The organism is Roseomonas sp. SRI_022, assembly GCF_057586215.1.
The window spans coordinates 141,899-165,515 of the sequence record NZ_JBYCZL010000013.1; the positions used below are offsets into that span (position 1 = coordinate 141,899).

Sequence of the window (23,617 nt, forward strand, 5' to 3'; positions counted from 1 at the left end):
ACATGCGCTTTCCCATCATCGCCACCGCCTTCGCGGCGGCGGCTGCCACTCCTGCCGTCGCGCAGGGCCAGCTCAACCTCTACTGCTCCGCGACGATCGAATGGTGCACGCCGATCGCCCGCGGCTTCGAGCGCGAGAGCGGCATCCGCGTCGTACTTTCGCAGAAGTCGACCGGCGAGATGCTGGCGCAGCTTCGCGCCGAGGCGCGCAACCCGCGCGGCGACGTGTGGTGGGGCGGCACCGGCGACCCGCATGTCGCCGCCGGCGAGGAAGGGCTGACCCAGGCGTATGAAAGCCCGCGCATCGCGGAGCTGTACGACTGGGCGCAGGCGCAGTGGCGCCAGACCGAAGGACGCACCGTCGGCGTCTATGCCTCCGTCCTCGGCTTCGGCTTCAACACGGAACTGATCGCGCGACGCAATCTGCCCGCGCCGCGCTGCTGGCAGGATCTGCTGAACCCGGCCTATCGGGGCGAGATCCAGATGGCGAACCCGAATTCCTCGGGCACCGCCTATATCGTCATCGCGACGCTGGTGCAGATGATGGGGGAGGAGCCGGCCTTCGACTACCTGAAGCGCCTGCATGCCAGCATCAACGCCTATCCGCGGTCCGGCACCGCGCCGATCACGGCGGTGGCGCGCGGGGAGACGGCGCTGTCCATCTCCTTCGTCCATAACGCCGCGGAGGAAGCGGCGGCCGGCTTCCCCGTCGGCCACGCCGTCCCCTGCGAAGGCACGGGCTATGAGATCGGCTCGATGTCGATCATCCGTGGCGCGCGCAACCTGGCCAACGCGCAGCGCTTCTACAACTGGGCGCTGAGCGCCGAGGCGCAGATCGTCGCGAGCCGCGAGGCGCGCAAGCTGCAGACCATGGCGAACCGCAACGTGCCGCTGACCGACGGCGCGCCCAACATGGCGACCGCGCGCATCATCGAATACGACAATGCGCGCTTCGGCGCCTCCGCCGAGCGCCGGCGGCTGCTGGCGCGCTGGGACCGCGAGGTGGGCGCGCTGCCGCGATGACGCGTCCCTCCTCCCTGCTCGCCTGGTCGGCCGCGGCGATCGCGACGCTCATCCTGCCCTGGCACATGCAGCAGGATGGGCTGACGCTCGCCGCACTGTTCGGCTTCGGACAGGAGGATACAGAGGCCGCCTCCGCCCTGTGGCAAGCGATGGCGCAGGGCCGCTTCTGGTTCTGGCCGGTGGTCGCGGCACTGGTCGTCACGCTGCCCGGCGCGCTGCCGGCCGGCAGTGCGGCCACGCGCGCGCGCTTCCTGGTCTGGGGCGGCGCCTTCGGTGTGCTGGCCATTGCGGTGCAGGGCGTCGCCATCGGCGTGCAGGGCTGGTCCTACGCCTGGCTGACCTCGCTGTTCGGGGAGTTGGAGGACCGCCAGTTCGGCATGGGCCTCGGCGGTGCGGTCGCCTTCTTCGCCTTCGTCATCCTGCTGACGGACGGGCTCGCGATGCGCGGGTTGTTCCGCGGGGATCGCTTCGTCTCCGGGGCGGTCGGCGTCCTCACCGCCTCGATCCTGCTGTTCACCGCCTGGCCGGTGCTGACGGTGCTGTCGCAGATGTTCACGCCGCGCGGGGATCTCGGCGTCGCCGCCGCCTTCGCGGACCGGTTGGTGGACCGCAAGATCTGGGGGCTGGCCTGCGTCACCGGGAATGTCAGTTGCGGCGTGTTCTGGAACACGCTGCTGCTCGCCACCTGCACCGCCACGGCGACGACGATGCTCGGCCTGTGCTTCGCGCTGATCGTCACGCGCACGGGTTTCCCGATGCGGCGCGGCCTGCGGCTGCTGACCGTGCTGCCGATCATCACCCCGCCCTTCGTCATCGGCCTTGGCCTGATCCTTATCTTCGGCCGCTCGGGCGTCGTGAACCAATTGGCCGAGGCGTTCTTCGGGTTGCAGCTCGGCCGCTGGATCTATGGCTTCAGCGGGGTGTTCCTCGCCCAGGTCTTCTCCTTCACGCCGATCGCCTTCCTGGTGCTGATTGGCGTGGTCGAAGGCATTTCCCCCACCATGGAAGAAGCGTCGCAGACGCTGCGCGCATCTCATATGCGCACCTTCTCGTCGGTGACACTGCCGCTGATGCTGCCGGGGCTGGCGAATGCCTGGCTCGTCGCCTTTGTTGAAAGCCTTGCCGATTTCGGCAACCCCATCGTGCTCGGCGGCTCCTTCGGCGTGCTCTCCACCGAGATCTTCTTCGCGGTGGTCGGCGCCCAGCAGGATTTCGGGCGTGCGGCGGTGCTCGCCGCGGTGATGCTGACGGTGGCGCTGATCGCCTTCATCGTGCAGCGTGCGGTGGTCGGCACGCGGTCCTACGTCTCGATGACCGGCAAGGGCGATGTCGGCCTGCCGCAGCCCCTGCCCCGCCGCGTCAAGGCGGTGGCCTTCGCGGTCGCCATTCCCTGGGCGGTGCTGACCATCGTGGTCTACACCATGGCGCTGGCCGGCGCCTTCGTGCGCGTCTGGGGCCGCGACTGGACGCCGACGCTCAGCCACTTCCAGCGCGCCTTCGCCCTGGAATGGGCGCCGTCGGGCGGGCTGATCTTCTCAGGCGGCGCGTGGCATTCGCTGTTCACCACCATCCAGCTCGCGGCCATCGCGGCGCCGATCACGGCAAGCGTGGGGCTGCTCGCCGCCTGGGTGCTGACGCGCCAGCGCTTCGCCGGGCGCACCGCGCTGGAATTCGCGCTGATGCTGACCTTCGCGGTGCCGGGCACGGTGATCGGCGTCGCCTATATCCTGACCTACAACCTGCCGCCGGTGGAGATCACGGGCACCGCGATGATCCTCGTGATCTGCTTCGTGTTCCGCAACCTGCCGGTCGGCGTGCGGTCGGGCGTCGCGGCGATGAGCCAGCTCGACAAGTCGCTGGACGAGGCCGCGGTGACGCTGCGCGCCTCGACCTTCCGGGCGTTGCGCACGGTGGTGCTGCCGTTGCTCAAGCCCGCCATCGTCACCGCGCTGGTCTATTCCTTCGTGCGCGCGATGACGACGGTCTCGGCCGTCATCTTCCTCGTCTCCGCGCAGTACGAAATGGCGACGGTCTTCATCATCAACCGTGTGATCAACGGCGACTATGGCCTCGCCATTGCCTATTGCGCGGTGCTGATCGTGCTGATGATGAGCGCGATCGGCCTGATCAACCTTCTCGTCGGCAGCCGCCGCCTCGGCCGCCGGCAGGCCGCCCGGCCCGCTATCCCGGTCGGAGGCCGGACATGACGCACCAACGCACCGGCGCGGAAGTGCGCCTCGAAGGCATCGGCAAGCGCTATGGCGAGGTCCAGGCGGTCAAGCCGCTCGACCTGACGATCGAAGGCGGCACGCTCGTCACGCTGCTCGGCCCTTCCGGCTGCGGCAAGACGACGCTGCTGCGCATGATCGCGGGGTTGGAGCAATCGACCGAGGGCCGCCTGTTCATTGGCGGGCGGGATGTGACGCTGCTGCCGGCCGGGGCGCGCAACGTCTCCATGGTGTTCCAGTCCTACGCGCTGTTCCCGCATATGACTGTGCTGGACAACGTCGCCTATGGTCTCGTTTCCTCCGGTATGCGCAAGCGCGATGCGCATGTGAAGGCGGAAGCGGCGCTGGAAACGGTGGGGTTGAAGGGCTTCGGCACGCGCCTGCCGTCGGAGATGTCGGGCGGCCAGCAGCAGCGCGTGGCTGTCGCGCGCGCGCTCGTCCTCGAACCCGATGTGCTGCTGTTCGACGAACCGCTCTCCAACCTCGATGCCCGGCTGCGGCGCAGCATGCGGGAGGAGATCCGCGCCCTGCAGCAGCGCCTCGGCCTGACCGTCGTCTATGTGACGCACGACCAGTCGGAGGCACTCGCGGTGTCCGACCGCATCGTGGTGATGCGCAACGCCGAGATCGCGCAGGCCGGCACGCCCGAGGAGCTCTATACGCGGCCGAACTCCGTCTTCGTCGCGACCTTCATGGGGGAAGCCAACCGCGTGCAGGGCGTGATCGAATCCGTCGCCGATGACGTTGCCCGCGTGTCGATCGGCGGGCTGGCGGTCGACCTGCCCGCGCGTGGCCTCGGCTCGGGGCCTGTCGATGTGGTGATCCGGCCGGAGGCGATCCGCCTGGCCGCGGCGGGGGAAACGTCGATCCCCGCGACCGTGACGCGGGCAATCTACATGGGATCGCACGCCGAATGCCTGTTCGGCACCGCCATGGGGGAACTTTTCGCGATCGGGCCGCGCGGCGCGGCGCGGCTGCGCCAGGGCGATCCGATCGGCCTCACCCTCGACACCGAAGGGGTGGTGCTGGTCCGGGCGTGAACGGGTCCACTCACCCCCCCAGCGCGATCAGGCCGATGATCTGCACGGCGATGACCTTCACGATCGTCGCCGAGGGAAAGATCATGGCGTAGCCGATATCCGGCCGTTCGGTCGGCGCCATGCGGGTGGCGTAGACGAGGATGGCCGGGTTGCCCGTCGCGCCCGATGCAACGCCGAGCAGGTCGTCATAGGGCAGCTTCAGCACGTAGTACCCGACGCCAAGCACGATCGCGACGGTGGTCAGCAGCACGATCGCCCCGATGACCAGCAGCAACGGCCCCTGGGATGCGACGGTCGTCACGAAGGCCTGCCCCGAATTGATGCCCACGCTCGCCAGGAACAGCGTCAGGCCGAAATTGCGCAGCACGATGTTCGCCGGCAGCGGCATGACCCAGGCGATCGGACCGGTGCGCCGCAGCCGCCCGAGGATCAACGCCACGATCAGCGGCCCACCACCGATCCCCAGCGTCACCGTGCCCACCCCCGGGATCGGGATCGGCACCAGGCCGAGCAGCACGCCGAGCACCATGCCGAAGCCGACCGAGACATAGGAGAATTCGGCCGCGGATTTCAGCGCATCGCCGAAATGCGCCCGCGCCACCGCCACCTCATCGGCGGGCACCAGCACGCCGACGCGATCGCCGATCTCCAGCATCAGGTCCGGGGAAGGCACCAGGTCCACGTCATAGCGGCGGACATGCAGGATGCGGATCTCGGTGCCCGCGGGCATGGGCAGTTGGTCCAGCGGCCGGCCGGTGAGCGACGCCTTGGACACGAAGTAGCGCTGATAGGACAGGTCGGCGCGATCCTTCGCGATCCGCCCCGGATCGAGCCGGCCGAGCAGCGCGGCGGTCTCGGCGATCGCCTCGGCACGGTCGGCGGCGATCATCAGCGCATCGCCTACGCGCAATTGCAGCGTCGGATCCGGCAGGCGGTTGTGATGGTCCTGCCGCACCGTGGCGACCTGCACGCCTTCGGGCAGCAGCGCCATCACTTTGCCGAGAGTGCCGTCGCCCTCGGGCAGCTGCTCGATGGTGATCTCGCCCATGTGGAAGCGCGCGGGCTTTGGCGGGAAGACCGGCTTCACCCGCCGCGTCAGGAAGTAGAAGCAGAGGATCGGCCCGATCACGCCGAAGGGATAGGCGACGGAATAGCCGATCGACGGTTCGTTGTTCCCGGTCACGTCGAGTGCCGCCTGCAGCGTCGCCGTGCTGGTCATCGACCCCGCGAACAGGCCGAGCGTGTGGCCAAGCCGCAGCCCGAAGACCCAGCCGAGCAGCAGCGCCACCAGCAGCCCCGCCCCCACCGCGACGAAGGCGAGCAGGTTGTACACCCGTCCCGGGCCGCGCAGCCCTTCGAAGAACTGGCGCCCGTAGAGGATGCCGATGCCGTAGAGGAACATGATCAGCCCGATCAGCCCGATCGGCCCGGCGATGGCCGCCTTGGGCGCGATGCCGCCGATGAACAGCCCGACGAAGAGCACCGCCCCGATACCGAGCGAGAAGCCGAGGATGGTGATCTGCCCGACCGCGTAGCCGAGCCCGATCGCGAGAAAAAGCGAGAGGATGGGCTGCGCCCCCAGCAGGTCGCTGATGAAGGTCATCATGGGGCTGGCGTCTCCTGGTGCGGCGGCCGGCGGCGTGGGGGGTGACGCAACTCCGCGTCAGATGCCCGGTTCGGCTGCATGCGGCAGCACAGCCTCCCTCAATTCGCCGGGCTTCCGGACGCATGCCGGCGGAGCACTCGCCAAGCGTCCTATGGCGGTCCGTGTCGCCGCAAGCGGATTTTCCGGGCAGGTCGTTGCGCAGCCGTGTCCGGTATGCCGCCTGAACTTGAGGCCGGGCCGGACAGGCCTGTAACCTGCCGGGTATCCAACGGCGGCACGACCACCAACGGCGACAGGACCAACCGTTTGGCCGACCAGGCAGAGCTGGACGTGACCTTCGATGCGGCGGCGGGGCGGCGGCGTGTGCGCCGCCGGGTCCTGCGCATCGTGGTGCCGATCGCCGGCGTCGCGGTGATCGCCGCCGCCATCCTCGGCATCGCCGTCTATGCCCACACGGCCAGCCAGCGCGGCGCGGTGGACCTGTCGGCCGACCTGCTGCAGACGCTCGGCCAGCGTGTCGAGCAGGAGGTGAATGCCTTTCTCGGCCCGGTCGATCGCGCCGCGCGGATCGCGCGCGACGTCTCCGCCCTGCCCATCGCGACCGAGCCGGGCCGCCTCGTCTTCGAACGCGGCGCCAGCTCGGTGCTGCAGGTGCTGCCGCAGGTCGCGCTCGCCGGCGCGGGCGATGCCGAGGGCAACTACCTCTTCGTCCGCCGCCTGCCGGATGGCGGCACCGAGACGAAAACGATCCTCAACGCACCAGGCGCACGCCGCGTCACCTTCGTACGACGTGACGCGGCCGGAGCGGTGACGGGCACGACCGAGGATCCGTCCGACAGCTTCGACCCGCGCACGCGGCCCTGGTATCGCGACGCGCTGGCCGCGAACGGCCTCGCCTGGACCGATGTCTATGTCTTCTTCACCGCGCGCGCGCCGGGGCTGACCGTGTCCCTGCCCACCGCGTGGAACGGGCCGGCCGGCGCGATCGGGCTCGACATCGACCTGGTCGCGCTGTCGCGCTTCCTGTCCGGCCTGCGGATCGGGCGCAGCGGGCGGGCGATGATCCTCGATGCGGAAGGCCGCCTGGTCGCGCATCCCGACCCCACCCGCGTGCTGCGCGACGAAGGCGGCACGCTGCGCCATGTGCGGCTCGACGAACTGGGCGACCCGGTCCTCACCCGCGCCTACGACCATCTGCGCCTCCAGCCCGACCTGCGGCGCGTGGAGGAAGTGGACGGCGTGCGCCACATCCTCGTCGCCAACAGCCTGCCGGCCGCCGGGCGCGGCTGGCGTGTGCTGATCACCGCGCCGGAATCGGACTTCACCGGCTTTGTCAGCGCCAACAACCGGCAGGTGCTGGCGATGTCGCTCGCCGTGGTGGCGCTGGCCGCGCTGCTCGGGCTGCTGCTGGTGCGCCAGGGGCTGCGGGCCGACCGCACGGCGCAGCAGGTGCTCGAACGCTCCCGCGCGCTGGAGGCGCAGAGCCGCGCCTTCGCCCAGCTTGCCGCCACCGCCGGGCTGTTCGACCCGGACAGCGACACTGCGTCGCGTGCGCTGTCCGATGCGCTGGCGAATGTCACCACCGCGCGGCGCGCCAGCATCTGGCGCCTGCTGCCGGGCGGCCAGGCGCTGCGCTGCGTGGATTGCTACGACCGCGAGGCGAACGGCCATGTCGCCGGCATCGAGCTGCACCGGCGCGAGATGCCCGCACTGTTCCGCCGCATTGCCTCCGGCGACACGATCGACGCGCCGGATGCCGCGCGGGATCCGACGACGGCGGAACTGCACCGGTCCTGGATGCAGGGCTTCGGCAGCCGCGCACTGCTCGCCGTCCCGGTGCGCATCGGGGACGCGACGGCCGGCGCCGTGCTGCTGGAGGATGTTCGCGAGGACACGCCGGCGGCGGCCGATTTCGCCCGCGCCGTGGCCAACATGGTGGTGCTGCGCATGGCCGGCCGGCCGGCAGCCGCCGCGCCGATGGCCGAGGCGCCGGGTGCCGGCAGCGAACCGGCGCGCGCCGTGCTCGCCGACGGCGCCCTGCTACCCATGGCAGCCGAAGGGCTGGCCGCCGAGGTGCTGCCCGGCGTCGCGGTGCTCGCGCTGCACTTCACCGACCCGGTGGCGCTGGCACGTGTCTCCACGCCCGGCATCCCGGTGGCCGACACCATCGCCTGCCTGTTGCAGGAGGTCGCGACCGCGCATGGTCTCCCCTATGCCCGCCTCGCCGGGGAGGAAATGGTCGCCGCGGCCGGCTTCACGCCGCAGGAAGCGGGCGCAGGTGCCGCGCAGCGCATCGCCGCCGCCGCGCTCGACCTGCGCGACCGTTGCCAGGCGCTGTTCGAGGAAGCGCACCAGCCACCCGCCTTCCGCATCGGGCTCGACCTCGGCGTCGCGATCGGCGGCAGCGTCGGGCGGGGCCCGCGCTTCTTCAACCTCTGGGGCGATGCGGTGCGCACGGCGGGACACCTTGCCAGCACCGCGCCGACTGGCGGCATCCAGGCGAGCGAGCCGCTCTACGACGCGCTGCGCCGCGGCTTCATGTTCCGTCCGCGCGGCGCTTTCTACCTGCCGCGTGTCGGCGAGATGCGCTCCTTCATCCTCGCGGGGCAGGCATGAGCGGGACCGTCGCCGAACGCCCCTCCTGGCTCGCGCGGATCGGCGCCCCGGTGCGGCGACGGGCCGGCTTCCTGCTGATGATGGCTGCCCTTGCCTTCGGCACCCTGCGCGAAGCGGCACGGCCCGATGCCTGGCGGCGCCCGGTGCGCGCCGAGTTCCGTCGCGTGCTCGGCACGGCGGCCGGGGAAGGCTTCCCCACCATCGCGGTGACCGGCGCGCTGGTCGGCCTCGCGCTGGTCTACCAGGCGATCTACTGGCTCGGCCAGGCGGGGCAGGAAGGGCTGGTCGGCCCTATCCTGGTGACGGTGCTGGTGCGCGAGGTCGCGCCGATCCTGGTCGGCTTCGTGTTGCTCGGGCGCAGCGGCATGGTCGCCATCGTCGAGCTCGGCGCGTTGCAGGCCGGCGGACAGGTGCGCGCGCTGCAGGGCATGGGGCTCGATCCGTTCCGCCTGCTCGTGCTGCCGCGGGTGCTGGCCTTCGCGGTGGCGGGCTTCACGCTCGGCGTGCTGTTCGTGCTGACGGCGCTGCTGACCGGCTTCGTCGCGGGCAGCCTGCTCGGCGTGGTGCGGCTGTCCCTGCCCGGCTTCCTCGATGCCGTGCTGCGCGCGATGGGGCCGAGCGACTTCGCGATCTTCCCCGGCAAGCTCGTCGCGATCGGCATGCTGGTCGCGCTCTGCTCGGTGCTGACGGGGCTGTCGGCGCGGCGCGGGGACAGTCCGGCCACGCTGCTGCCGCGTGGCTTCCTGCGCGGCGTGCTCGCCGTGCTGCTCACCTCCGGCCTGCTGAGCCTCGCGGTGTGAGCGGCGCCACGGAAACGCCCCCCGTACTGCTGATGGAAGCCGCACTCGACCTCGAGGATCCGGAGGACGGGCTGTTGTTCGACCTGCGCCTCGCGCCGGGGGAACTCGCGCTGGTCCTCGCCCCCGATCCCGGCCGTGCGGCGCGCTGCGCCGACCTTGCGAGCGGGGTCGGCGCGCCGGCACAGGGCCGCGTCGCCTTCCTGGGACGCGACTGGGCGCGGCAGCCGCACGACATCGCCGATGCGCTGCGCGGGCGCATCGGGCGCGTCTTCCACGATGGCGGCTGGCTGCCGCATCTTTCTCTCGCCGACAACATCCTGCTGCCGTTGCTGCACCACACGCGCACCGCGGCGGAGGATTTGCGCGAACGCGCCGCGACGCTGGCCCACGCCTTCGGCCTGCCCGGCTTGCCGCTCGGGCGACCGGCTGCGATGTCGGGGACCGACCTCGCGCGCGCCGGCTGCGTGCGCGCCTTTCTTGGGGAACCGATGCTGCTGCTGCTCGAGAATCCGCTCGCCCAGGGGCGTGCGCCGGAGATCGCCGCGCCGCTGCGCGACGCCATCGCCGCCGCGCGCGCACGCGGTGCGGCCTGCCTGTGGATGACGACCTCGCCTTCGGTGTGGACGGATGCCGGCCTGCCGGCCAGCCAGCGCCTGGAACTGACCGATCTCGGCCTGCGCCGCGGGCGGGGCCGCTCATGACCCCGAACCCGCGCCGCTTCGGCCTGCGCAACGCCGATGAGTGGGTCGGGCTGCTGGTGCTGGTCGCCGTCGCCGCCTTCCTCGTCGCCGTGCTGCAGGCGGGCGTGCTGCGCGACTGGATGCGCACCACCACGACACTGCGCGTGCTGTTGCCGGCGCAGGGTGTCTCCGGCCTGTCGGTCGGATCGGAGATGGAGGTGCTCGGCACCAAGGCCGGCACGGTGCGCCGCATCGTCTTCGAGCAGGACCAGCGGATGGTCGCCGAGATCGATGTCGAGGAGCAGGCTCGCCCCTTCATCCGTCGCGATTCCGCCGCCGTCATCCGCCGCCGCTTCGGCGTTGCGGGCGCGGCCTATCTCGATGTCCTGCGGGGCAGCGGGCAACCACTCGACTGGTCCTTCGCGGTGATCGAGGCGACCAGCGAGCGCGCGCCCACCGAAACCGTCGGCGCCGTGCTGGACGAAGTCCAGCAGCGCGTCTTCCCCCTGCTGGACGACCTGCAGCGCACCGCGCATTCCGTCGCGACGCTGGTCGAGCGGGTCGAACGCGGCGAAGGATCGATCGGCCGGTTGCTGATGGAGGACGGCCTCGCCCGCACGGCGGAAGGTGCCGCGACCGATGTCGCGAACATCATCCGCAACATCGGGCGCCTGGTGGAACGCCTGGATGCCGTCGCCGAACAGGCGAACCGATTGGTCAGCGAGGCGGGATCGGGCAGTTCGGGCATCCCCGCGCTGATCCGGCGCGTGGACCAGACACTCGCGAATCTCCAGCAAACGACGCGCGATATCTCGCGCGCCACGCCGCGCCTGCCGCAGACCATGCGCAATGTCGAGGAAGGCACCGCCAACCTGCCGGCGCTTCTGACGCAGACGCAGCAGACGACGCGCGAGCTGGAATTGCTGCTGACCCAGCTGCGCGGCATGTGGCTGCTGGGCGGCGGCGGGCCACCCCCGGCGGAACCGCGCCGCCCGTCCTCGGAACGGCTGCGCCCGTGACGCGCCTGATGATGCTCCTGGCCGCACTCGCGCTCCAGGCCTGCGGCGGTTCCGCCAACACGCCCGCGGCACCGCAGGATGAGGCGCTGTCGCGCCTGACCCGCGCCGGGCGCCTCGCACTGGAACTGGAACGGCCGACGGAGGCTGCGCGGCTCTACGAGCAGGGCTTGGCGCGCGCGCGGGAGCGGGACGATGCGGAGGCGATCGCCGATGCCGCGACCGGCCTCGCGGCTGCCGAACTGGCACGCGGCCGCGCACGCGAAGCCCTGGCCGCGGCGCGGACCGCCGGCCGGGAACTGTCGCGGCGCAACCTGCCGGTGCCCGCCTCGCTGACCCTTGCCGAAGCCATCGCCCTGCATCGCCTCGGCGACCTTGCTGGCGCAGATGCCGCCGCCGTGCGGGCTGCCGAGACGGCCGGCGACGACCAGGCGGCGTATCGGCGGGCGGTCTTCCTGCGCGGGCTCGTCGCCGCCGAGCGCGGCGATGCTCCCGGCCTCGCGACGGCGCGGACCGCGCTCGGTGCACCCGAGGAAGCGGCGTTCCGGGCGGATGCCGGTGAACTCGCGGCGCTGGCCGCGCTCGCGGCGGGGGATGCAGCAGGCGCGCGCGATGCGGCGGCGACGGCGGCGGATGCGCGGCGGGATGCGCTCGATTACCGCGGCGTCAGCCGCGCGCTGGCGATCCAGGCCGAGGCGGCGAGCATGGCCGGGGACCGCGCTGCCGCGGCCGATCTGTGGCTGCGGGCGGGACGTGGCGCCGCGCAGCGCGGGGAGGGCGCGCAGGCCCGGCGCTGGCTGCTGGCGGCGCAGGCGGAAGGCGGTCGCGCGCGACAGGCCGAGGTGGTGGAGGCCGCGCGGACCGAACTGCGCGCCCTAGCGGCGCGCGAATCGGGCGGTTAGGGAAGGCGCATCCCGGGCGCGGCCTGCTTCCAGCCGCGCCCGGGTGCCGCATCGACCTCAGGCGAGGTCGAAGCGATCCGCGTTCATCACCTTCGTCCAGGCCGAAACGAAGTCCTTTACGAACTTCACCTGGTTGTCGGCCTGGCCGTAGACTTCGGACAGCGCGCGAAGCTGCGAGTTCGACCCGAAGATCAGGTCGACCCGCGTGCCCGTCCACTTCACCGTGCCGGTGGCGCGGTCGCGGCCCTGGAACTCCTCCGCCGTCTCGTCGGTCGGCGCCCAGGCGGTGCCCATGTCGAGCAGGTTGACGAAGAAGTCGTTCGTCAGCTTGCCCGGCTGCTTGGTGAAGACGCCATGCGGCGACCCGCCGTGATTGGCGCCGAGCACGCGCAGCCCACCGACCAGCACCGTCATCTCGGGTGCGGTCAGCGTCAGCAGTTGCGCCTTGTCGACCAGCTGCTCCTCGGCCGAGACCGTGTAGCGAGCCTTGCGGTAGTTGCGGAACCCATCCGCCTCCGGCTCCAGCGGCGCGAAGGATGCCGCGTCGGTCTGGTCCTGCGACGCATCGGTCCGGCCCGGCTTGAAGGGCACCATCAGGTCGTGGCCGGCGGCCTTCGCCGCCGCCTCGATCGCCGCGCCGCCGCCGAGCACGATCAGGTCGGCGAGCGAGACCTGCTTGCCGCCCGAAGCCGAAGCGTTGAAGTCCTTCTGGATGCCTTCGAGCTTGGCCAGCACGGTTGCGAGCTGCGCGGGCTGGTTCGCCTCCCAGTCCTTCTGGGGTGCGAGGCGGATGCGCGCGCCATTCGCCCCGCCGCGACGATCGGATCCGCGATAGGTCGAGGCCGAGGCCCAGGCGGTGGAGACGAGCTGCGAGACCGACAGGCCGGAGCCGAGGATCTTCGCCTTCAGCGCGGCGATGTCCGCCTCATCCACCAGCTTGTGCGTCACCGGCGGGACCGGGTCCTGCCAGATCAGGTCTTCCTTCGGCACGTCGGGCCCGAGGTAGCGCGCCTTCGGCCCCATGTCGCGATGGGTCAGCTTGAACCAGGCGCGGGCGAAGGCGTCGGCGAACTGGTCCGGGTTCTTGTGGAAGCGCTCGGCGATCTTCCGGTATTCCGGATCCATCTTCATCGCCATGTCCGCCGTGGTCATCATCGGCGGGTGGCGCTTCGTCGGGTCATGCGCGTCCGGCACCAGCGTCTGCGCGGCGGGATCCTTCGGCTTCCACTGATGCGCACCGGCGGGGCTCTTCGTCAGTTCCCAGTCGTAGCCGAGCAGCATGTCGAAGTAGGAATTGTCCCACTTGGTCGGCGTCGGCGTCCACGCGCCCTCGATGCCGCTGGTGATGGCGTCCACGCCCTTGCCGGACTTGAAGGTGCTCTTCCAGCCAAGGCCCATCTGTTCCATCGGCGCTGCTTCCGGCTCACGTCCCACCAGCGTCGCATCGCCGGCGCCGTGGCACTTGCCGAAGGTGTGCCCGCCGGCGGTCAGCGCCAGCGTCTCCTCATCGTTCATCGCCATGCGCGCGAAGGTCTCGCGGACGTCGCGGCCCGAGGCGACCGGGTCCGGATTGCCGTTCGGCCCTTCCGGGTTGACGTAGATGAGGCCCATCTGCACCGCGGCGAGCGGGTTCTCCAACTGGCGGTCACCGCTGTAGCGCACGTCGCCGAGCCAGGTCGTCTCGGCACCCCAGTAGACGTCTTCCTCCGGCTCCCAGATGTCCTCGCGGCCACCGCCGAAGCCGAAGGGCTTGAGCCCCATGGATTCGATCGCGCAGTTGCCGGTCAGGATGAACAGGTCGGCCCAGGAAATCCTGTTGCCGTATTTCTGCTTGATCGGCCACAGAAGCCGGCGCGCCTTGTCGAGGTTCGCATTGTCCGGCCAGGAATTCTCCGGCGCGAAGCGATGCGCGCCGTTGGACGCGCCGCCGCGTCCGTCAGCCGTGCGGTAGGTGCCCGCGGCATGCCAGGCCATGCGGATGAAGAGCGGGCCGTAGTGGCCGTAATCCGCAGGCCACCAATCCTGCGAGACCGTCATCAGCGCGATGATGTCCTTCTTCAGCGCCGCGAGGTCGAGCTTCTTGAATTCCGTGGCGTAGTTGAAGCCCGCACCCATCGGATCGGACTTGGCCGATTGCTGGCTGAGGATGCGCAGGTTCAGCGAATTCGGCCACCAGTCGCGGTTCGACCGGGTCGTGAAGCGCGCCGCCGTCGGCTTGCCATGCGCCACCGGGCACATGCCGGCGCTCGGTCCCTTGTTTCCGTCCATGTTTCTCTCCGATCGTGACTGCGTTGATGACCTGGTTCGCGCGCAAAGACCGCGACGGTCCTGGAAGACGGCCTCCATGCACGGCGGACGTTCCGGACAGGCCGCGCGGCCCGCCGCACGGTCGTTCCGGTTGCCGGCGAAGTCGTGCCGGCTTTCGTCGCCAGGCTACAGGTGTGCCGTTGCTCCCCGGGCCGCGTGGTCCATGCGCAACGCTAGTGGCTTCCCGAGCATAAAAGGAAGCCCCGGACGATGAAGAATGCGATAGACACTGACTATCATGACAGTGCCCCTGCCCCGATGAACCTCCGCGATCTTCGCTACGTGCTGGCCCTGGCCGAGCACGGACATTTCGGTCGCGCCGCCGAAGCCTGCGGTGTCAGCCAGCCGACGCTGTCGGTGCAGCTGCGCAAGCTCGAGGAACTGCTTGGCGTCGCGCTGTTCGAGCGCACCAGCAAGACGGTGGCGCCGACCGCCGCCTGCGACCGGCTGATCGATCACATCCGCGCGGCCGTGACGGAAGGCGAGGCCATCCTCGCCGTGGCGCGCACCCTGCGGGACCCGCTGGCGGGCCGCTTCCGGCTCGGCATCATCCCGACGCTCGCGCCCTATCTGCTGCCGCTGGTCTTCGCGCCGCTGCGCGAGGCGCTGCCCGCGCTGGAGGTCGAGCCGTGGGAGGACCAGACCGCGGCGCTGGTCGAGCGGCTGCGCGCGCATGAACTCGATGCCGTGCTGCTGGCGACCGAGGTCGATGGGCACGACCTCGCGAGCCAACCGCTTTTCGCCGAACCCTTCCTCGCGGCGCTGCCGCCCGAGCATCCGCTCGCGGCGCGCGAGGCGGTGGCGGAAGCGGAACTGGCGCGCGACATCCTGGTGCTGGCCGATGGGCATTGCCTGCGGGACCAGACGCTCGCGGCCTGCGGGCATAGCGGCGCGCTGGGCGGCACGCTGCGCGCGGCGAGCCTGTCGACGCTGCTCAACATGGTCGCCGCCGGCTATGGCACGACGCTGATCCCGGGGCTCGCGGCGGGGGCGGCGCAGGATGCGGGCATCGTGCTGCGGCCGCTGGCGGCGCGCGCGGGGCGGACGGTGCGCATTGCCTGGCGCGCGCGCTTCCCGCGTCGCGCGGCGGCGGAGGCGGTGGGCGAGGTCATCGCCGCGCGGTTGCGCGGCTTCGCCGAAGGGGCGGCGGCCGGCACGGTGTAGATCGTTGCGGCGGGCGCGGGCGACCGGCCATCATGCCGGCGATGAAGCGCGCGACCACCGCGCTGGCGCTGCTCGCGCTGGCCTATCCCGTGCCGATCGGTGTCTCGGCGGTGCTGCACCAGCAGAACGGCATCGGCGCCGGATGGTGGAATGCCGACCGTTCCAGCATCGGGCACCTGCCGCCTGCGGGAGCGCATGCGCCGGCGGTGGTGCGCGTCTTCGCCGCGCCGACGGTGCGCTGGCGCGGCATCTTCGCGGTGCATTGCTGGATCGTCGTGAAGCCGGAAGGGGCCGCCGCATACACGCGATACGACTACACCGCATGGGGCGAGCCGATCCGCGTCAACGGCTTCGAACCGGATGGCCGCTGGTTCGGGCGCAGCCCGGAGGTGATCCTCGCCGCCGATGGCGATGCCGCCACCGCGCTGATCCCGCGCATGCGGGCGGCAGTCGAAAGCTACGCCTGGCGACGCCATGGCGATTATCGCGTCTGGCCTGGGCCGAATTCCAACACCTTCGTCGCGGCCGTGCTCGACAGCGTGCCGGAGGCGCAGGGCGTGTTGCCGCCGACCGCGATCGGCAAGGACTACCCTTATGACGGGAGATGGCTGCGCCGTACGGCGTCGGGCACCGGGTTGCGGCTGTCACTCGGCGGATATGCCGGCGTGACGATCGGCTGGGTCGAGGGGATCGAGGTCAATATCCTCGGCGGTGTCGCCGGGATCGACATACGCCGCCCGGCGCTGAAGCTGCCGGGCCTCGGGCGGATCGGCCTGCCGGCATGATCCGGGGATGATCGCCCTGGCGCCGGTCGAACCCGGCGCCAGGGGATGGGATCAGAGCGCGCCGCCCTTGCGGCCCGCCATCGCGCCGAGCCGCAGGCGCAGCGCGTTCAGCTTGATGAAGCCTTGCGCGTCGAACTGGTCGTAGGCGCCCTGGTCGTCCTCGAAGGTGACGTGCTTCATCGAGTAGAGGCTGTTGGGCGACTGCCGGCCCGTCACGATGGTGTTGCCCTTGTAGAGCTTCAGCCGGACGGTGCCGGTCACGCTCTTCTGGCTCTCATCGATCAGCGCCTGCATCATCCGGCGTTCCGGGGCGAACCAGAAGCCGTTGTAGATGATCTCCGCATAGCGCGGCATCAGGCTGTCCTTGAGGTGCGCGGCCTCGCGGTCCAGCGTGATCGATTCCATCGCGCGATGCGCGACATAGAGGATCGTGCCGCCCGGCGTCTCATAGCAGCCGCGCGACTTCATGCCGACGAAGCGGTTCTCGACCAGGTCGAGCCGGCCGATGCCGTTCTCCTTGCCGAGCGCGTTCAGGCGCGTCAGCAGCGTCGCCGGGGACAGGCGCTCGCCATTGATGCCGACCGCGTCGCCGCGTTCGAACTCGATGGTGATCTCGGTGACCTCGTCCTTCGCGTCCATCGGGGAGATGGTGCGCTGCCAGACCATCTCATCCGGCGCGTCCCAGGGTTCCTCGAGGATCTTGCCCTCGCTGGACGAATGCAGAAGGTTCGCGTCGACGCTGAACGGCGCCTCGCCGCGCTTGTCCTTCGCGATCGGGATCTGGTGTTCCTCGGCGAACTGGATCAGCCGGGTGCGGCTGGTCAGCTCCCATTCGCGCCAGGGGGCGATGATCTTGATGTCCGGCTTCAGCGCGTAATAGGACAGCTCGAACCGCACCTGGTCGTTGCCCTTGCCGGTCGCGCCATGGGCGACGGCGTCGGCGCCGACCTTCTCCGCGATCTCGATCTGGCGCTGGGAGATCAGCGGCCGGGCGATCGAGGTGCCGAGCAGGTACATGCCCTCATACAGCGCATTGGCGCGGAACATCGGGAAGACGAAGTCCTTCACGAAGGTCTCGCGCAGGTCATCCATGTAGATGTTCTCGGGCTTGATGCCGAGCAGCAGCGCCTTCTCGCGCGCTGGGCCGAGCTCCTCACCCTGGCCGAGATCGGCGGTGAAGGTCACCACCTCGCATCGGTAGGTGGTCTGCAGCCACTTCAGGATCACGCTGGTGTCGAGCCCGCCGGAATAGGCGAGCACGACCTTCTTCACGTCCTTCACGCGCATCGGGCGCTCCCAGTCTTGCAAATCCAGGGCGGTATGGCGCTGGGCGGTGCGGGAGGCAAGGTCGGGACCGCTGCCGTCCGATCCCAGGGATCGCATTTCCGGCCCCGCGGCGGGCAGAGCGGCGCGACTACAACTCTGGAGAGGAAACGACCATGGCCTTCGGATAGCGAGGGTGTGGATCGATGAGCACAATCACGCCCAGGAGCTCACTGAATAGCATATTTCCAGAGTATCCTAGAGTATATTCATGCCCTGTCGGGCCGCATCGTCCGAAGTCGATCATGTGATACATTGCATTTAGTCTTGGGTTGGACAGATATGACGGGGCGTGTTGACTAACCCACGGGGGGAGCGTGCCTGCGCCTGACCAAAGCCGGGGTTCGCGGAAAGCCGGTGTCTCGCGTCGAGCCTCGGCACTTTCGCCAATCCATTGGCTGGCCGTCCTCGGATCAAGGTCAAAGATCGTCATCGAACAATTCCGAGTCCATGGAGGGTTCGGCCAGAATTGCCGCGCGCTCCGGCGGGAATCGAAGTAGGCGACGCCGGTCACCGATGCTGCGGGCGGCAGATATCCATACGCCCTCGCCACCGGCCAGAGCTCCGCGCCAAGCCAGAGGAAGCCGAAGAGCGCGATTCCTCCCGCGACGAAGCGAGATCGGATGTCATCGGCCACTATGACGACAAAGCCGAACACGACGATCGGCATGACAATGGGCGCGATGGTCAGCAGCAGCCAATCCGTAGGGGGGTGCAATAAGAAGATCGCGGTGAATACCGCGATCTCCGAGATCAACAGCGCCAGCCAGCGGACGGCGGTCATACGGGCAACACTCAGGATGCCGGCAGCTAGACCCGCAACGTCCCGGCCTTCGCCGCCGCGTACCGCTCCCCGATCTTCTCCCAGTTCAGCACGTTCCACCACGCCGCCAGGTAATCCGCCCGGCGGTTCTGGTAGCGCAGGTAATAGGCGTGTTCCCACACATCGTTGCCCATCAGGGTGCGCCCGCCATCCATCAGCGGCGTGTCCTGGTTCGGTTTCGACACGAGCGAGAGGTTGCCCGCCGGCGTCACCGCGACGAACACCCAGCCCGACCCGAAGACGCGCGTCCCGGCCGTGTTGAAGTCGGTCTTGAACTTGTCCATGCCGCCGAGGTCGCGGTCGATTGCGGCCTTGAGGTCGCCGGTCGGCTCACCGCCCGACCCGCCCATGATCTCCCAGAACATGGTGTGGTTGGCGTGGCCGCCGCCATTGTTGCGGATGGCGGTGCGGACGGCCTCGGGCGCCTGGGACAGGCGCATCAGGATCTCGTCCACCGGCATCTGCGCCAGGGCCGTGTGCTCGCGCACCGCGGCGTTGAGGTTCGCCACATAGGCTGCGTGGTGGCGGCCATGGTGGATTTCCATCGTCATCGCGTCGATGGCGGCTTCATTGGCGTTCGCGGCGTAAGGCAGCGGCGGCAGCGTGAACGGCCCGGCCGGGGCCTGGGCGTAGGCGGGGTGGCGCGAGGCGGCCGCCGCAACAAGCCCGGCGGCGCCCAGCAGGACGCCGCGTCGGTTCAACATGGTCATCGGTGAAGCCCTTCCTCCAGCTTCGGGAAGGATGGAGGCTGCAACGCCGCCCGGCAACATGATCCGTCGAAAGAACGGCCGCCGCGCCGTTCGGCACCTGCGGATCTCGGCCCTAACCGGGAACGCCAAGCCGCGGCACGAAGACAAGCCGCGCAGCACATGACCTGTTCGGCGGGCGCGGGCCGCGATCCGGGAGCGCACAGCGCGACCGCGCCCAGACCGTCAACGGCCCTCGGCGCGCCAGTGCGCGGCGCGAAGCCAGGGGCCGCGGATGCGGCCCGCCTGGCGTTTGAGGGCGCAACAAAACCAGGGACGCACAAAAACCCTTCGCAGGGCCGCTCCCGGCGGCCCCGCGAAAATATCAGCCTTCCTCGTCGCGCTCCGCCTCGACCTCGATCGCCTCGTCGATCTCGTCGGCGTCGTCCTCGAGCTCCTCGGCGTCCTCGATCGCCTCGTCGCCCTCGACGTCCTCCACCTCGATGTCGTCGGCCTCGGCTTCGGGGGAGGCGGCGCGCTTCTTCAGCTTCTCGTCCGGGATCGGCGCCGGCGCCGCGCGGCGCAGGCGGGGCTGTTCGGCCGGCTGTTCCGTGCCGCATTTCGGGCAGACGGCCGGGCTGCGGGCGAGGTCATAGAAGCGGGTGCCGCAGGCCACGCAGCTGCGCTTCAGGCCGAGTTCGGGCTTCGCCATGGGGATACTTCCGTCTCGCGCACGGGGCTCCGCGCGCCTGTGCAAAGGGTCGGGCGCATTGCCACGCCCTGCCGGGCCATGTCAAACGCCGCCCATGTCCCATCCCGATCCCCGCCCCCTGAAGGCCCAGGCGCCGGCCGCCCCGCTCACCGGCCGGCTCGGCGTTCCGGGCGACAAATCCATCAGCCACCGCGCCCTGATGTTCGGCGCCCTGGCGGTCGGCACCACCGAGATCAGCGGCCTGCTGGAAGGCGAGGACGTGCTGCGCACCGCCGCCGCCATGCGCGCCCTGGGGGCGGAGGTCGAACGGGTCGGCCCCGGCGCCTGGCGGGTGTCCGGGCGCGGCGTCGGCGGGCTGGTCGAACCGGCGGACGTGCTCGACATGGGCAATTCCGGCACGGCGGCGCGGCTGCTGCTCGGGCTGCTTGCGGGCCATCCGGTCTTCGCGGTGATGACGGGTGACGCATCGTTGCGCAAGCGTCCAATGAAGCGGGTGACCGACCCGCTCTCGGCCACCGGCGCATCCTTCTGGACGCGGGAGGGCGGGCGGCTGCCGCTCGCCATGCGGGGTGCCGCGGACCCGCTGCCGATCGACTACGTGCTGCCGGTTGCCTCGGCGCAGGTGAAAAGCGCCTGCCTGCTGGCCGGCCTTTGCGCGCCGGGCACCACCCGCGTGGTGGAAAAGGAACCCACCCGCGACCACACCGAGAACATGCTGCGCCATTTCGGCGCGGCCGTTTCGGTGCAGGACACGCCGGAAGGCCGCGTGGTGCTGCTGGAAGGCCAGCCGGAACTGGTCGCCGCCCCCGTGCTGGTGCCGGGCGACCCGTCCTCGGCCGCCTTCCCGATCGTCGCCGCGCTGCTGGTGCCGGGATCGCGCGTCGTGGTGGAGAATGTCGGCCTCAACCCGCTGCGCACCGGCCTGATCACCACGCTGCGGGAAATGGGCGCGGCGCTGCGGGTCGAAAATGAGCGCATCGCCGGCGGCGAGCCGGTCGGCGACATCGTCGCCGAATACACCGTGCTGTCCGGCGTCACCGTCCCGCCCGGCCGCGCGCCCTCGATGATCGACGAATACCCCGTGCTGGCGGTGGCCGCCGCCGCGGCGCGCGGCACCACGCGCATGAAGGGTCTGGCCGAACTACGGGTGAAGGAAAGCGACCGGCTCTCCGCGACCGCCGCGCTGCTCGCCGCCAATGGCGTGAAGGTCGAGATCGAGGGGGACGACATGATCGTCCACGGCACCGGCGGGGCCATCCCCGGCGGCGGCACGGTCGAAACCCACATGGACCACCGCATCGCCATGTCGGCGCTGGTCATGGGCCTTGCCACGCGCGCGCCGGTCACGGTGGACGATGCGGCCTTCATCGACACCTCCTTCCCAGGCTTCGCCGCGCTGATGAACGGGCTGGCCGGCGGCAGCCCGATCGGGCCGGCCTGACGCCATGGCGCCGCCGGGCTTCACGACGCCGAACGGCGCGGTCATCGCCGTGGACGGCCCGGCAGCGGCCGGCAAGGGCACGCTGGCGCGGCGGCTCGCCGCGGCGCTCGGCCTGCCCTATCTCGACACTGGTCTGCTCTATCGCGCCGTCGGGCGCCGCGTGCTGGATGCCGGGGCCGACCCGCGCGACGCGGCCAAGGCCGAGGCCGCCGCCCGCGCCCTGACGCCGGCCGATCTGGACCGGACCGACCTGCGCGGGCCGATGGCTGACATGGCGGCGAGTGCGGTGGCGGCGATCCCCGCCGTGCGCGCCGCGTTGCTCGACTTCCAGCGCGGCTTCGGGCGGGACCGCGGCGCGGTGCTGGACGGGCGCGACATCGGCACGGTGGTGTTCCCCGATGCCGCGGTGAAGCTCTTCGTCACCGCCAGCGTGGAGGAACGCGCCCGCCGCCGCTGCCTGGAACTGCGCGACCGCGGCGTGGCCGCCGATCCGGCCCAGGTGGAAGCCGAGATCCGCGACCGCGACGCACAGGACGCCAACCGCCCCGTGGCGCCGCTGAAGCCGGCCGAGGACGCGCTGCTGCTCGACACCACCGCGCTTGATGCCGAGGCCGCCTTCGCCGCGGCGCTGGCGCTGGTGCGGGCGCGGCTCGGAACCCCGTAGAACCGGTGGCACCGGCCCACACCCCCAGCCGGCCTCCCATTTCACGATACTCACGCCGACGGTCGGGGTGTGGGCTGGCGCCGCTTCCGCCTCAGCGGAAAACGCTTCACCGCCGGCCGCGCCGCACCAGGCACCAGCGTTCCTCCCCCGGCGCCGGACCACAGCCCGGCCAGTGATCCGCCCGGCAGAACCGGTTCGCCTGGGTGAACCATTCGGCACTGCCGGTGCAGGCCTGCCAATGCGCCGGCTGCGCCGCGTCACGCGACAGATGCAGCACCTCCAGCCAGATGTCGCCGACATCCTCGATCACTGGCATCAGGTCGGAGAACCATTCCCAGCGCGCGGGCCTGGCCGGGCGCGCCACCGCGATCGCGCCGCGCCCGACCGCGCGCCGGTAGCCTTTCAGGAAGTGCGATTCCAGCCGCACGCCGAAGGCGCCGGGCTGCATGCCGATGATGATCTCGGCGACGGTCATGTCGCATTCCTCCGGCAGCACCAGCGCGGTGGGGAAGGCGAAGGCGGTGCCGAGGAAGCTGCCGCCGCGCGCGAAGACGTCGATCTCGAAGAAGAAGCCGACCACGCGCATGCGCGATGCGACGGCGGTCAGCCAGGCATCCTCCCCGCCCGGCGGGATGCGCGCCCATTGCGTCGCGATGGCATCCCACACCGCCATGGTCGCCGCATGACCGGGTTCGGTCTCGGCCCAATGGCGTTCCATCTGCGCGGGAAAACCGCGCCCGCCGCCCGCGCGCTGCTGGGCGATGGCGCGGGCCAGCGTCTCCCGCGCACCAGCCGCACCCCAGGACACGACATGCACCAGGTGGTGCCGCCCCCCCCGCGCATCGAGATAGGCCTGCAGCAGCGCGCCGAACCCCTGCGCCGCGAGCCCGCCCTGGCTCTGTCCGGTGACGAAGACCTCCCCACCGCGCCGCATGTCGGCAGCATAATCGGCGGCGTCGCGCATCATCCGCAGCGCGGCGTTCGAGACATATTGCGCGCGCCCCATGGTCAGCCCCGAGGCCCAGCTGCGCAGGTCGGTGCGCTCGAAGACATGCGTGCCGGCGATGGCGTAGATGCGATGCGGCGGGCGGGCGCCCGCCCCGCGCGCCTCCAGCACCATGGCCGCGAAGCCGGTGTAGCGATCGGTGTAGAGGCCGATCAGCGCATAGTCGTCGAGCGCGTCATCCCGCTCGGCCTCCTCCAGCCGCGGCGGCGTGCCGGGCCCGGCGTCACGCACGTCGTAGGCGCGGTTGGCGGCGGCGACGGTGGCGGTGTCCACCCGCCACAGCGCCGGGTGGCGGGACCGCCGGTCCTGCAGGATGGCGGCGCCGTCGACCTCGGTGCGATAGGTCGTGGCCGGATGGCCCTCCGGCAGTTCCAGGTCGCGCACGTCGCGCAGATGCAGTTCGATCCGTGCCTCCCGGCCATCGCCCTGGATCGAGGCCGCGACGCGATGATGCGCCAGCACGTCGCGGGCAAAGGGCAGCACGCGGGCGAATGACAATTGCATGTCGCGCACCGGCGCGTGCATGTCGCGCACCGGCGCGGCGGTCGCGACGTCGCAGCCGCCCGGCGCGGCCGCGGTGCGTGGCTGCGCCGCGGCGGGACCGCCGAAAGCCAGGCCCAAGGCCAGCCACGCCGCCAAGGCGCGGATCGGCCGGGCCATCCGCGCGGCACCGTCGCGCCGGCACCAAAGGTGCCGCATCCCCGCCTCCCGATCGCCAGCCACCGGGCAGTATCTCCTCCGGCACCGCCCGGTGGGCGGCCATGGTTTCTCCCGCCCATCCATGGCGGAGCAATTT

Annotated in this window: 19 protein-coding genes; 12 read left to right on the forward strand and 7 right to left on the reverse strand. The window is 70.7% G+C overall.

The features are described 5' to 3' along the window. Positions 1-2: 2 nt before the first annotated feature. From AC2YHJ_RS15115 to AC2YHJ_RS15125, 3 genes are read left to right on the forward strand one after another with little or no spacing between them, the layout of a single operon-like run. Positions 3-1,022, forward strand: a complete 1,020-nt coding sequence (locus AC2YHJ_RS15115) for an ABC transporter substrate-binding protein (RefSeq protein WP_487396907.1) — start codon at positions 3-5, stop codon at positions 1,020-1,022. Continuing rightward, positions 1,019-3,229, forward strand: a complete 2,211-nt coding sequence (locus AC2YHJ_RS15120; RefSeq protein WP_487396908.1) for an ABC transporter permease — start codon at positions 1,019-1,021, stop codon at positions 3,227-3,229. Before AC2YHJ_RS15115 ends, AC2YHJ_RS15120 begins: the two co-directional genes overlap by 4 nt. Continuing rightward, positions 3,226-4,290, forward strand: coding sequence for an ABC transporter ATP-binding protein (locus AC2YHJ_RS15125; RefSeq protein ID WP_487396909.1), 1,065 nt, complete (start codon positions 3,226-3,228; stop codon positions 4,288-4,290). Before AC2YHJ_RS15120 ends, AC2YHJ_RS15125 begins: the two co-directional genes overlap by 4 nt. A gap of 10 nt (positions 4,291-4,300) precedes the next feature. Here the strand turns inward: AC2YHJ_RS15125 and AC2YHJ_RS15130 are convergent, their stop codons facing one another. Then, the gene (locus AC2YHJ_RS15130) at positions 4,301-5,896 is read right to left on the reverse strand and encodes an aspartate:alanine exchanger family transporter (RefSeq protein WP_487396910.1); all 1,596 of its coding nucleotides are present in this window, start codon (positions 5,894-5,896) and stop codon (positions 4,301-4,303) included. A gap of 306 nt (positions 5,897-6,202) precedes the next feature. Here AC2YHJ_RS15130 and AC2YHJ_RS15135 point away from each other — a divergent pair, with 306 nt between their 5' ends. The 5 genes from AC2YHJ_RS15135 to AC2YHJ_RS15155 are packed head-to-tail and all read left to right on the forward strand — an operon-like array spanning position 6,203 to position 11,910. Then, entirely contained in the window at positions 6,203-8,512 is a 2,310-nt protein-coding gene (locus tag AC2YHJ_RS15135) for a cache domain-containing protein (protein WP_487396911.1), read from the forward strand. Next, on the forward strand, positions 8,509-9,312 hold the full coding sequence (locus AC2YHJ_RS15140) for an MlaE family ABC transporter permease (protein ID WP_487396912.1): 804 nt from the start codon (positions 8,509-8,511) through the stop codon (positions 9,310-9,312). Before AC2YHJ_RS15135 ends, AC2YHJ_RS15140 begins: the two co-directional genes overlap by 4 nt. Beyond that, the gene (locus AC2YHJ_RS15145; protein WP_487396913.1) at positions 9,309-10,013 is read left to right on the forward strand and encodes an ATP-binding cassette domain-containing protein; all 705 of its coding nucleotides are present in this window, start codon (positions 9,309-9,311) and stop codon (positions 10,011-10,013) included. Before AC2YHJ_RS15140 ends, AC2YHJ_RS15145 begins: the two co-directional genes overlap by 4 nt. Then, on the forward strand, positions 10,010-11,011 hold the full coding sequence (locus tag AC2YHJ_RS15150; RefSeq protein WP_487396914.1) for an MlaD family protein: 1,002 nt from the start codon (positions 10,010-10,012) through the stop codon (positions 11,009-11,011). Before AC2YHJ_RS15145 ends, AC2YHJ_RS15150 begins: the two co-directional genes overlap by 4 nt. Then, positions 11,008-11,910 carry a hypothetical protein gene (locus AC2YHJ_RS15155; protein ID WP_487396915.1) on the forward strand — a complete coding sequence of 301 codons (903 nt, stop codon included), beginning with the start codon at positions 11,008-11,010 and terminating at the stop codon, positions 11,908-11,910. The genes AC2YHJ_RS15150 and AC2YHJ_RS15155 overlap by 4 nt, the downstream gene beginning before the upstream one ends. Positions 11,911-11,967: 57 nt before the next feature. On the opposite strand, the gene katG is transcribed toward AC2YHJ_RS15155, so the two are convergent. Next, positions 11,968-14,178: a catalase/peroxidase HPI gene (katG, locus tag AC2YHJ_RS15160; RefSeq protein ID WP_487396916.1), complete on the reverse strand. Its 2,211-nt coding sequence runs from the start codon at positions 14,176-14,178 to the stop codon at positions 11,968-11,970. Between the two features lie 249 nt (positions 14,179-14,427). Between katG and AC2YHJ_RS15165 the strand changes: the two genes are divergently transcribed. Both AC2YHJ_RS15165 and AC2YHJ_RS15170 read left to right on the forward strand, forming a co-directional pair. After that, a complete protein-coding gene (locus AC2YHJ_RS15165; RefSeq protein ID WP_487396917.1) occupies positions 14,428-15,381 on the forward strand; it encodes a LysR substrate-binding domain-containing protein in 954 nt (317 codons plus the stop codon). A gap of 32 nt (positions 15,382-15,413) precedes the next feature. Further along, positions 15,414-16,166 (forward strand): DUF3750 domain-containing protein, encoded by a 753-nt coding sequence (locus tag AC2YHJ_RS15170; RefSeq protein ID WP_487396918.1) that lies wholly within the window; start codon positions 15,414-15,416, stop codon positions 16,164-16,166. Between the two features lie 51 nt (positions 16,167-16,217). Here AC2YHJ_RS15170 and AC2YHJ_RS15175 read toward each other — a convergent pair whose 3' ends face one another. The 4 genes from AC2YHJ_RS15175 to AC2YHJ_RS15190 all read right to left on the reverse strand — a co-directional run bounded on the left by AC2YHJ_RS15175 (position 16,218) and on the right by AC2YHJ_RS15190 (position 19,710). Beyond that, positions 16,218-17,453 (reverse strand): argininosuccinate synthase, encoded by a 1,236-nt coding sequence (locus AC2YHJ_RS15175; RefSeq protein ID WP_487396919.1) that lies wholly within the window; start codon positions 17,451-17,453, stop codon positions 16,218-16,220. A gap of 127 nt (positions 17,454-17,580) precedes the next feature. Continuing rightward, on the reverse strand, positions 17,581-18,273 hold the full coding sequence (locus AC2YHJ_RS15180; protein ID WP_487396920.1) for a hypothetical protein: 693 nt from the start codon (positions 18,271-18,273) through the stop codon (positions 17,581-17,583). Positions 18,274-18,299: 26 nt separating this feature from the next. Then, positions 18,300-19,022 (reverse strand): superoxide dismutase, encoded by a 723-nt coding sequence (locus AC2YHJ_RS15185; protein WP_487396921.1) that lies wholly within the window; start codon positions 19,020-19,022, stop codon positions 18,300-18,302. 361 nt (positions 19,023-19,383) lie between these two features. Continuing rightward, positions 19,384-19,710 carry a TIGR02300 family protein gene (locus AC2YHJ_RS15190; RefSeq protein WP_487396922.1) on the reverse strand — a complete coding sequence of 109 codons (327 nt, stop codon included), beginning with the start codon at positions 19,708-19,710 and terminating at the stop codon, positions 19,384-19,386. Between the two features lie 94 nt (positions 19,711-19,804). On the opposite strand from AC2YHJ_RS15190, the gene aroA reads away from it, so the two are divergent. Next, entirely contained in the window at positions 19,805-21,151 is a 1,347-nt protein-coding gene (aroA, locus tag AC2YHJ_RS15195) for a 3-phosphoshikimate 1-carboxyvinyltransferase (RefSeq protein WP_487396923.1), read from the forward strand. 4 nt (positions 21,152-21,155) lie between these two features. Beyond that, positions 21,156-21,815 (forward strand): (d)CMP kinase, encoded by a 660-nt coding sequence (cmk, locus tag AC2YHJ_RS15200; RefSeq protein ID WP_487396924.1) that lies wholly within the window; start codon positions 21,156-21,158, stop codon positions 21,813-21,815. A 106-nt stretch (positions 21,816-21,921) separates the two neighbouring features. Here the strand turns inward: cmk and AC2YHJ_RS15205 are convergent, their stop codons facing one another. Then, positions 21,922-23,544, reverse strand: a complete 1,623-nt coding sequence (locus tag AC2YHJ_RS15205; RefSeq protein ID WP_487396925.1) for a hypothetical protein — start codon at positions 23,542-23,544, stop codon at positions 21,922-21,924. Between the last annotated feature and the right edge of the window lie 73 nt (positions 23,545-23,617).

Coding starts and splice junctions, on each gene's coding strand:
- AC2YHJ_RS15175 (WP_487396919.1), bottom strand. CDS start 17,453: ATGCGCGTGAAGGACGTGAAGAAGGTCGTGCTCGCCTATTCCGGCGGG.
- AC2YHJ_RS15130 (WP_487396910.1), bottom strand. CDS start 5,896: ATGATGACCTTCATCAGCGACCTGCTGGGGGCGCAGCCCATCCTCTCG.
- AC2YHJ_RS15120 (WP_487396908.1), top strand. CDS start 1,019: ATGACGCGTCCCTCCTCCCTGCTCGCCTGGTCGGCCGCGGCGATCGCG.
- AC2YHJ_RS15185 (WP_487396921.1), bottom strand. CDS start 19,022: ATGACCATGTTGAACCGACGCGGCGTCCTGCTGGGCGCCGCCGGGCTT.
- AC2YHJ_RS15190 (WP_487396922.1), bottom strand. CDS start 19,710: ATGGCGAAGCCCGAACTCGGCCTGAAGCGCAGCTGCGTGGCCTGCGGC.
- aroA (WP_487396923.1), top strand. CDS start 19,805: ATGTCCCATCCCGATCCCCGCCCCCTGAAGGCCCAGGCGCCGGCCGCC.
- katG (WP_487396916.1), bottom strand. CDS start 14,178: ATGGACGGAAACAAGGGACCGAGCGCCGGCATGTGCCCGGTGGCGCAT.
- cmk (WP_487396924.1), top strand. CDS start 21,156: ATGGCGCCGCCGGGCTTCACGACGCCGAACGGCGCGGTCATCGCCGTG.
- AC2YHJ_RS15180 (WP_487396920.1), bottom strand. CDS start 18,273: ATGACCGCCGTCCGCTGGCTGGCGCTGTTGATCTCGGAGATCGCGGTA.
- AC2YHJ_RS15115 (WP_487396907.1), top strand. CDS start 3: ATGCGCTTTCCCATCATCGCCACCGCCTTCGCGGCGGCGGCTGCCACT.
- AC2YHJ_RS15150 (WP_487396914.1), top strand. CDS start 10,010: ATGACCCCGAACCCGCGCCGCTTCGGCCTGCGCAACGCCGATGAGTGG.
- AC2YHJ_RS15140 (WP_487396912.1), top strand. CDS start 8,509: ATGAGCGGGACCGTCGCCGAACGCCCCTCCTGGCTCGCGCGGATCGGC.
- AC2YHJ_RS15165 (WP_487396917.1), top strand. CDS start 14,428: ATGAAGAATGCGATAGACACTGACTATCATGACAGTGCCCCTGCCCCG.
- AC2YHJ_RS15125 (WP_487396909.1), top strand. CDS start 3,226: ATGACGCACCAACGCACCGGCGCGGAAGTGCGCCTCGAAGGCATCGGC.
- AC2YHJ_RS15170 (WP_487396918.1), top strand. CDS start 15,414: ATGCCGGCGATGAAGCGCGCGACCACCGCGCTGGCGCTGCTCGCGCTG.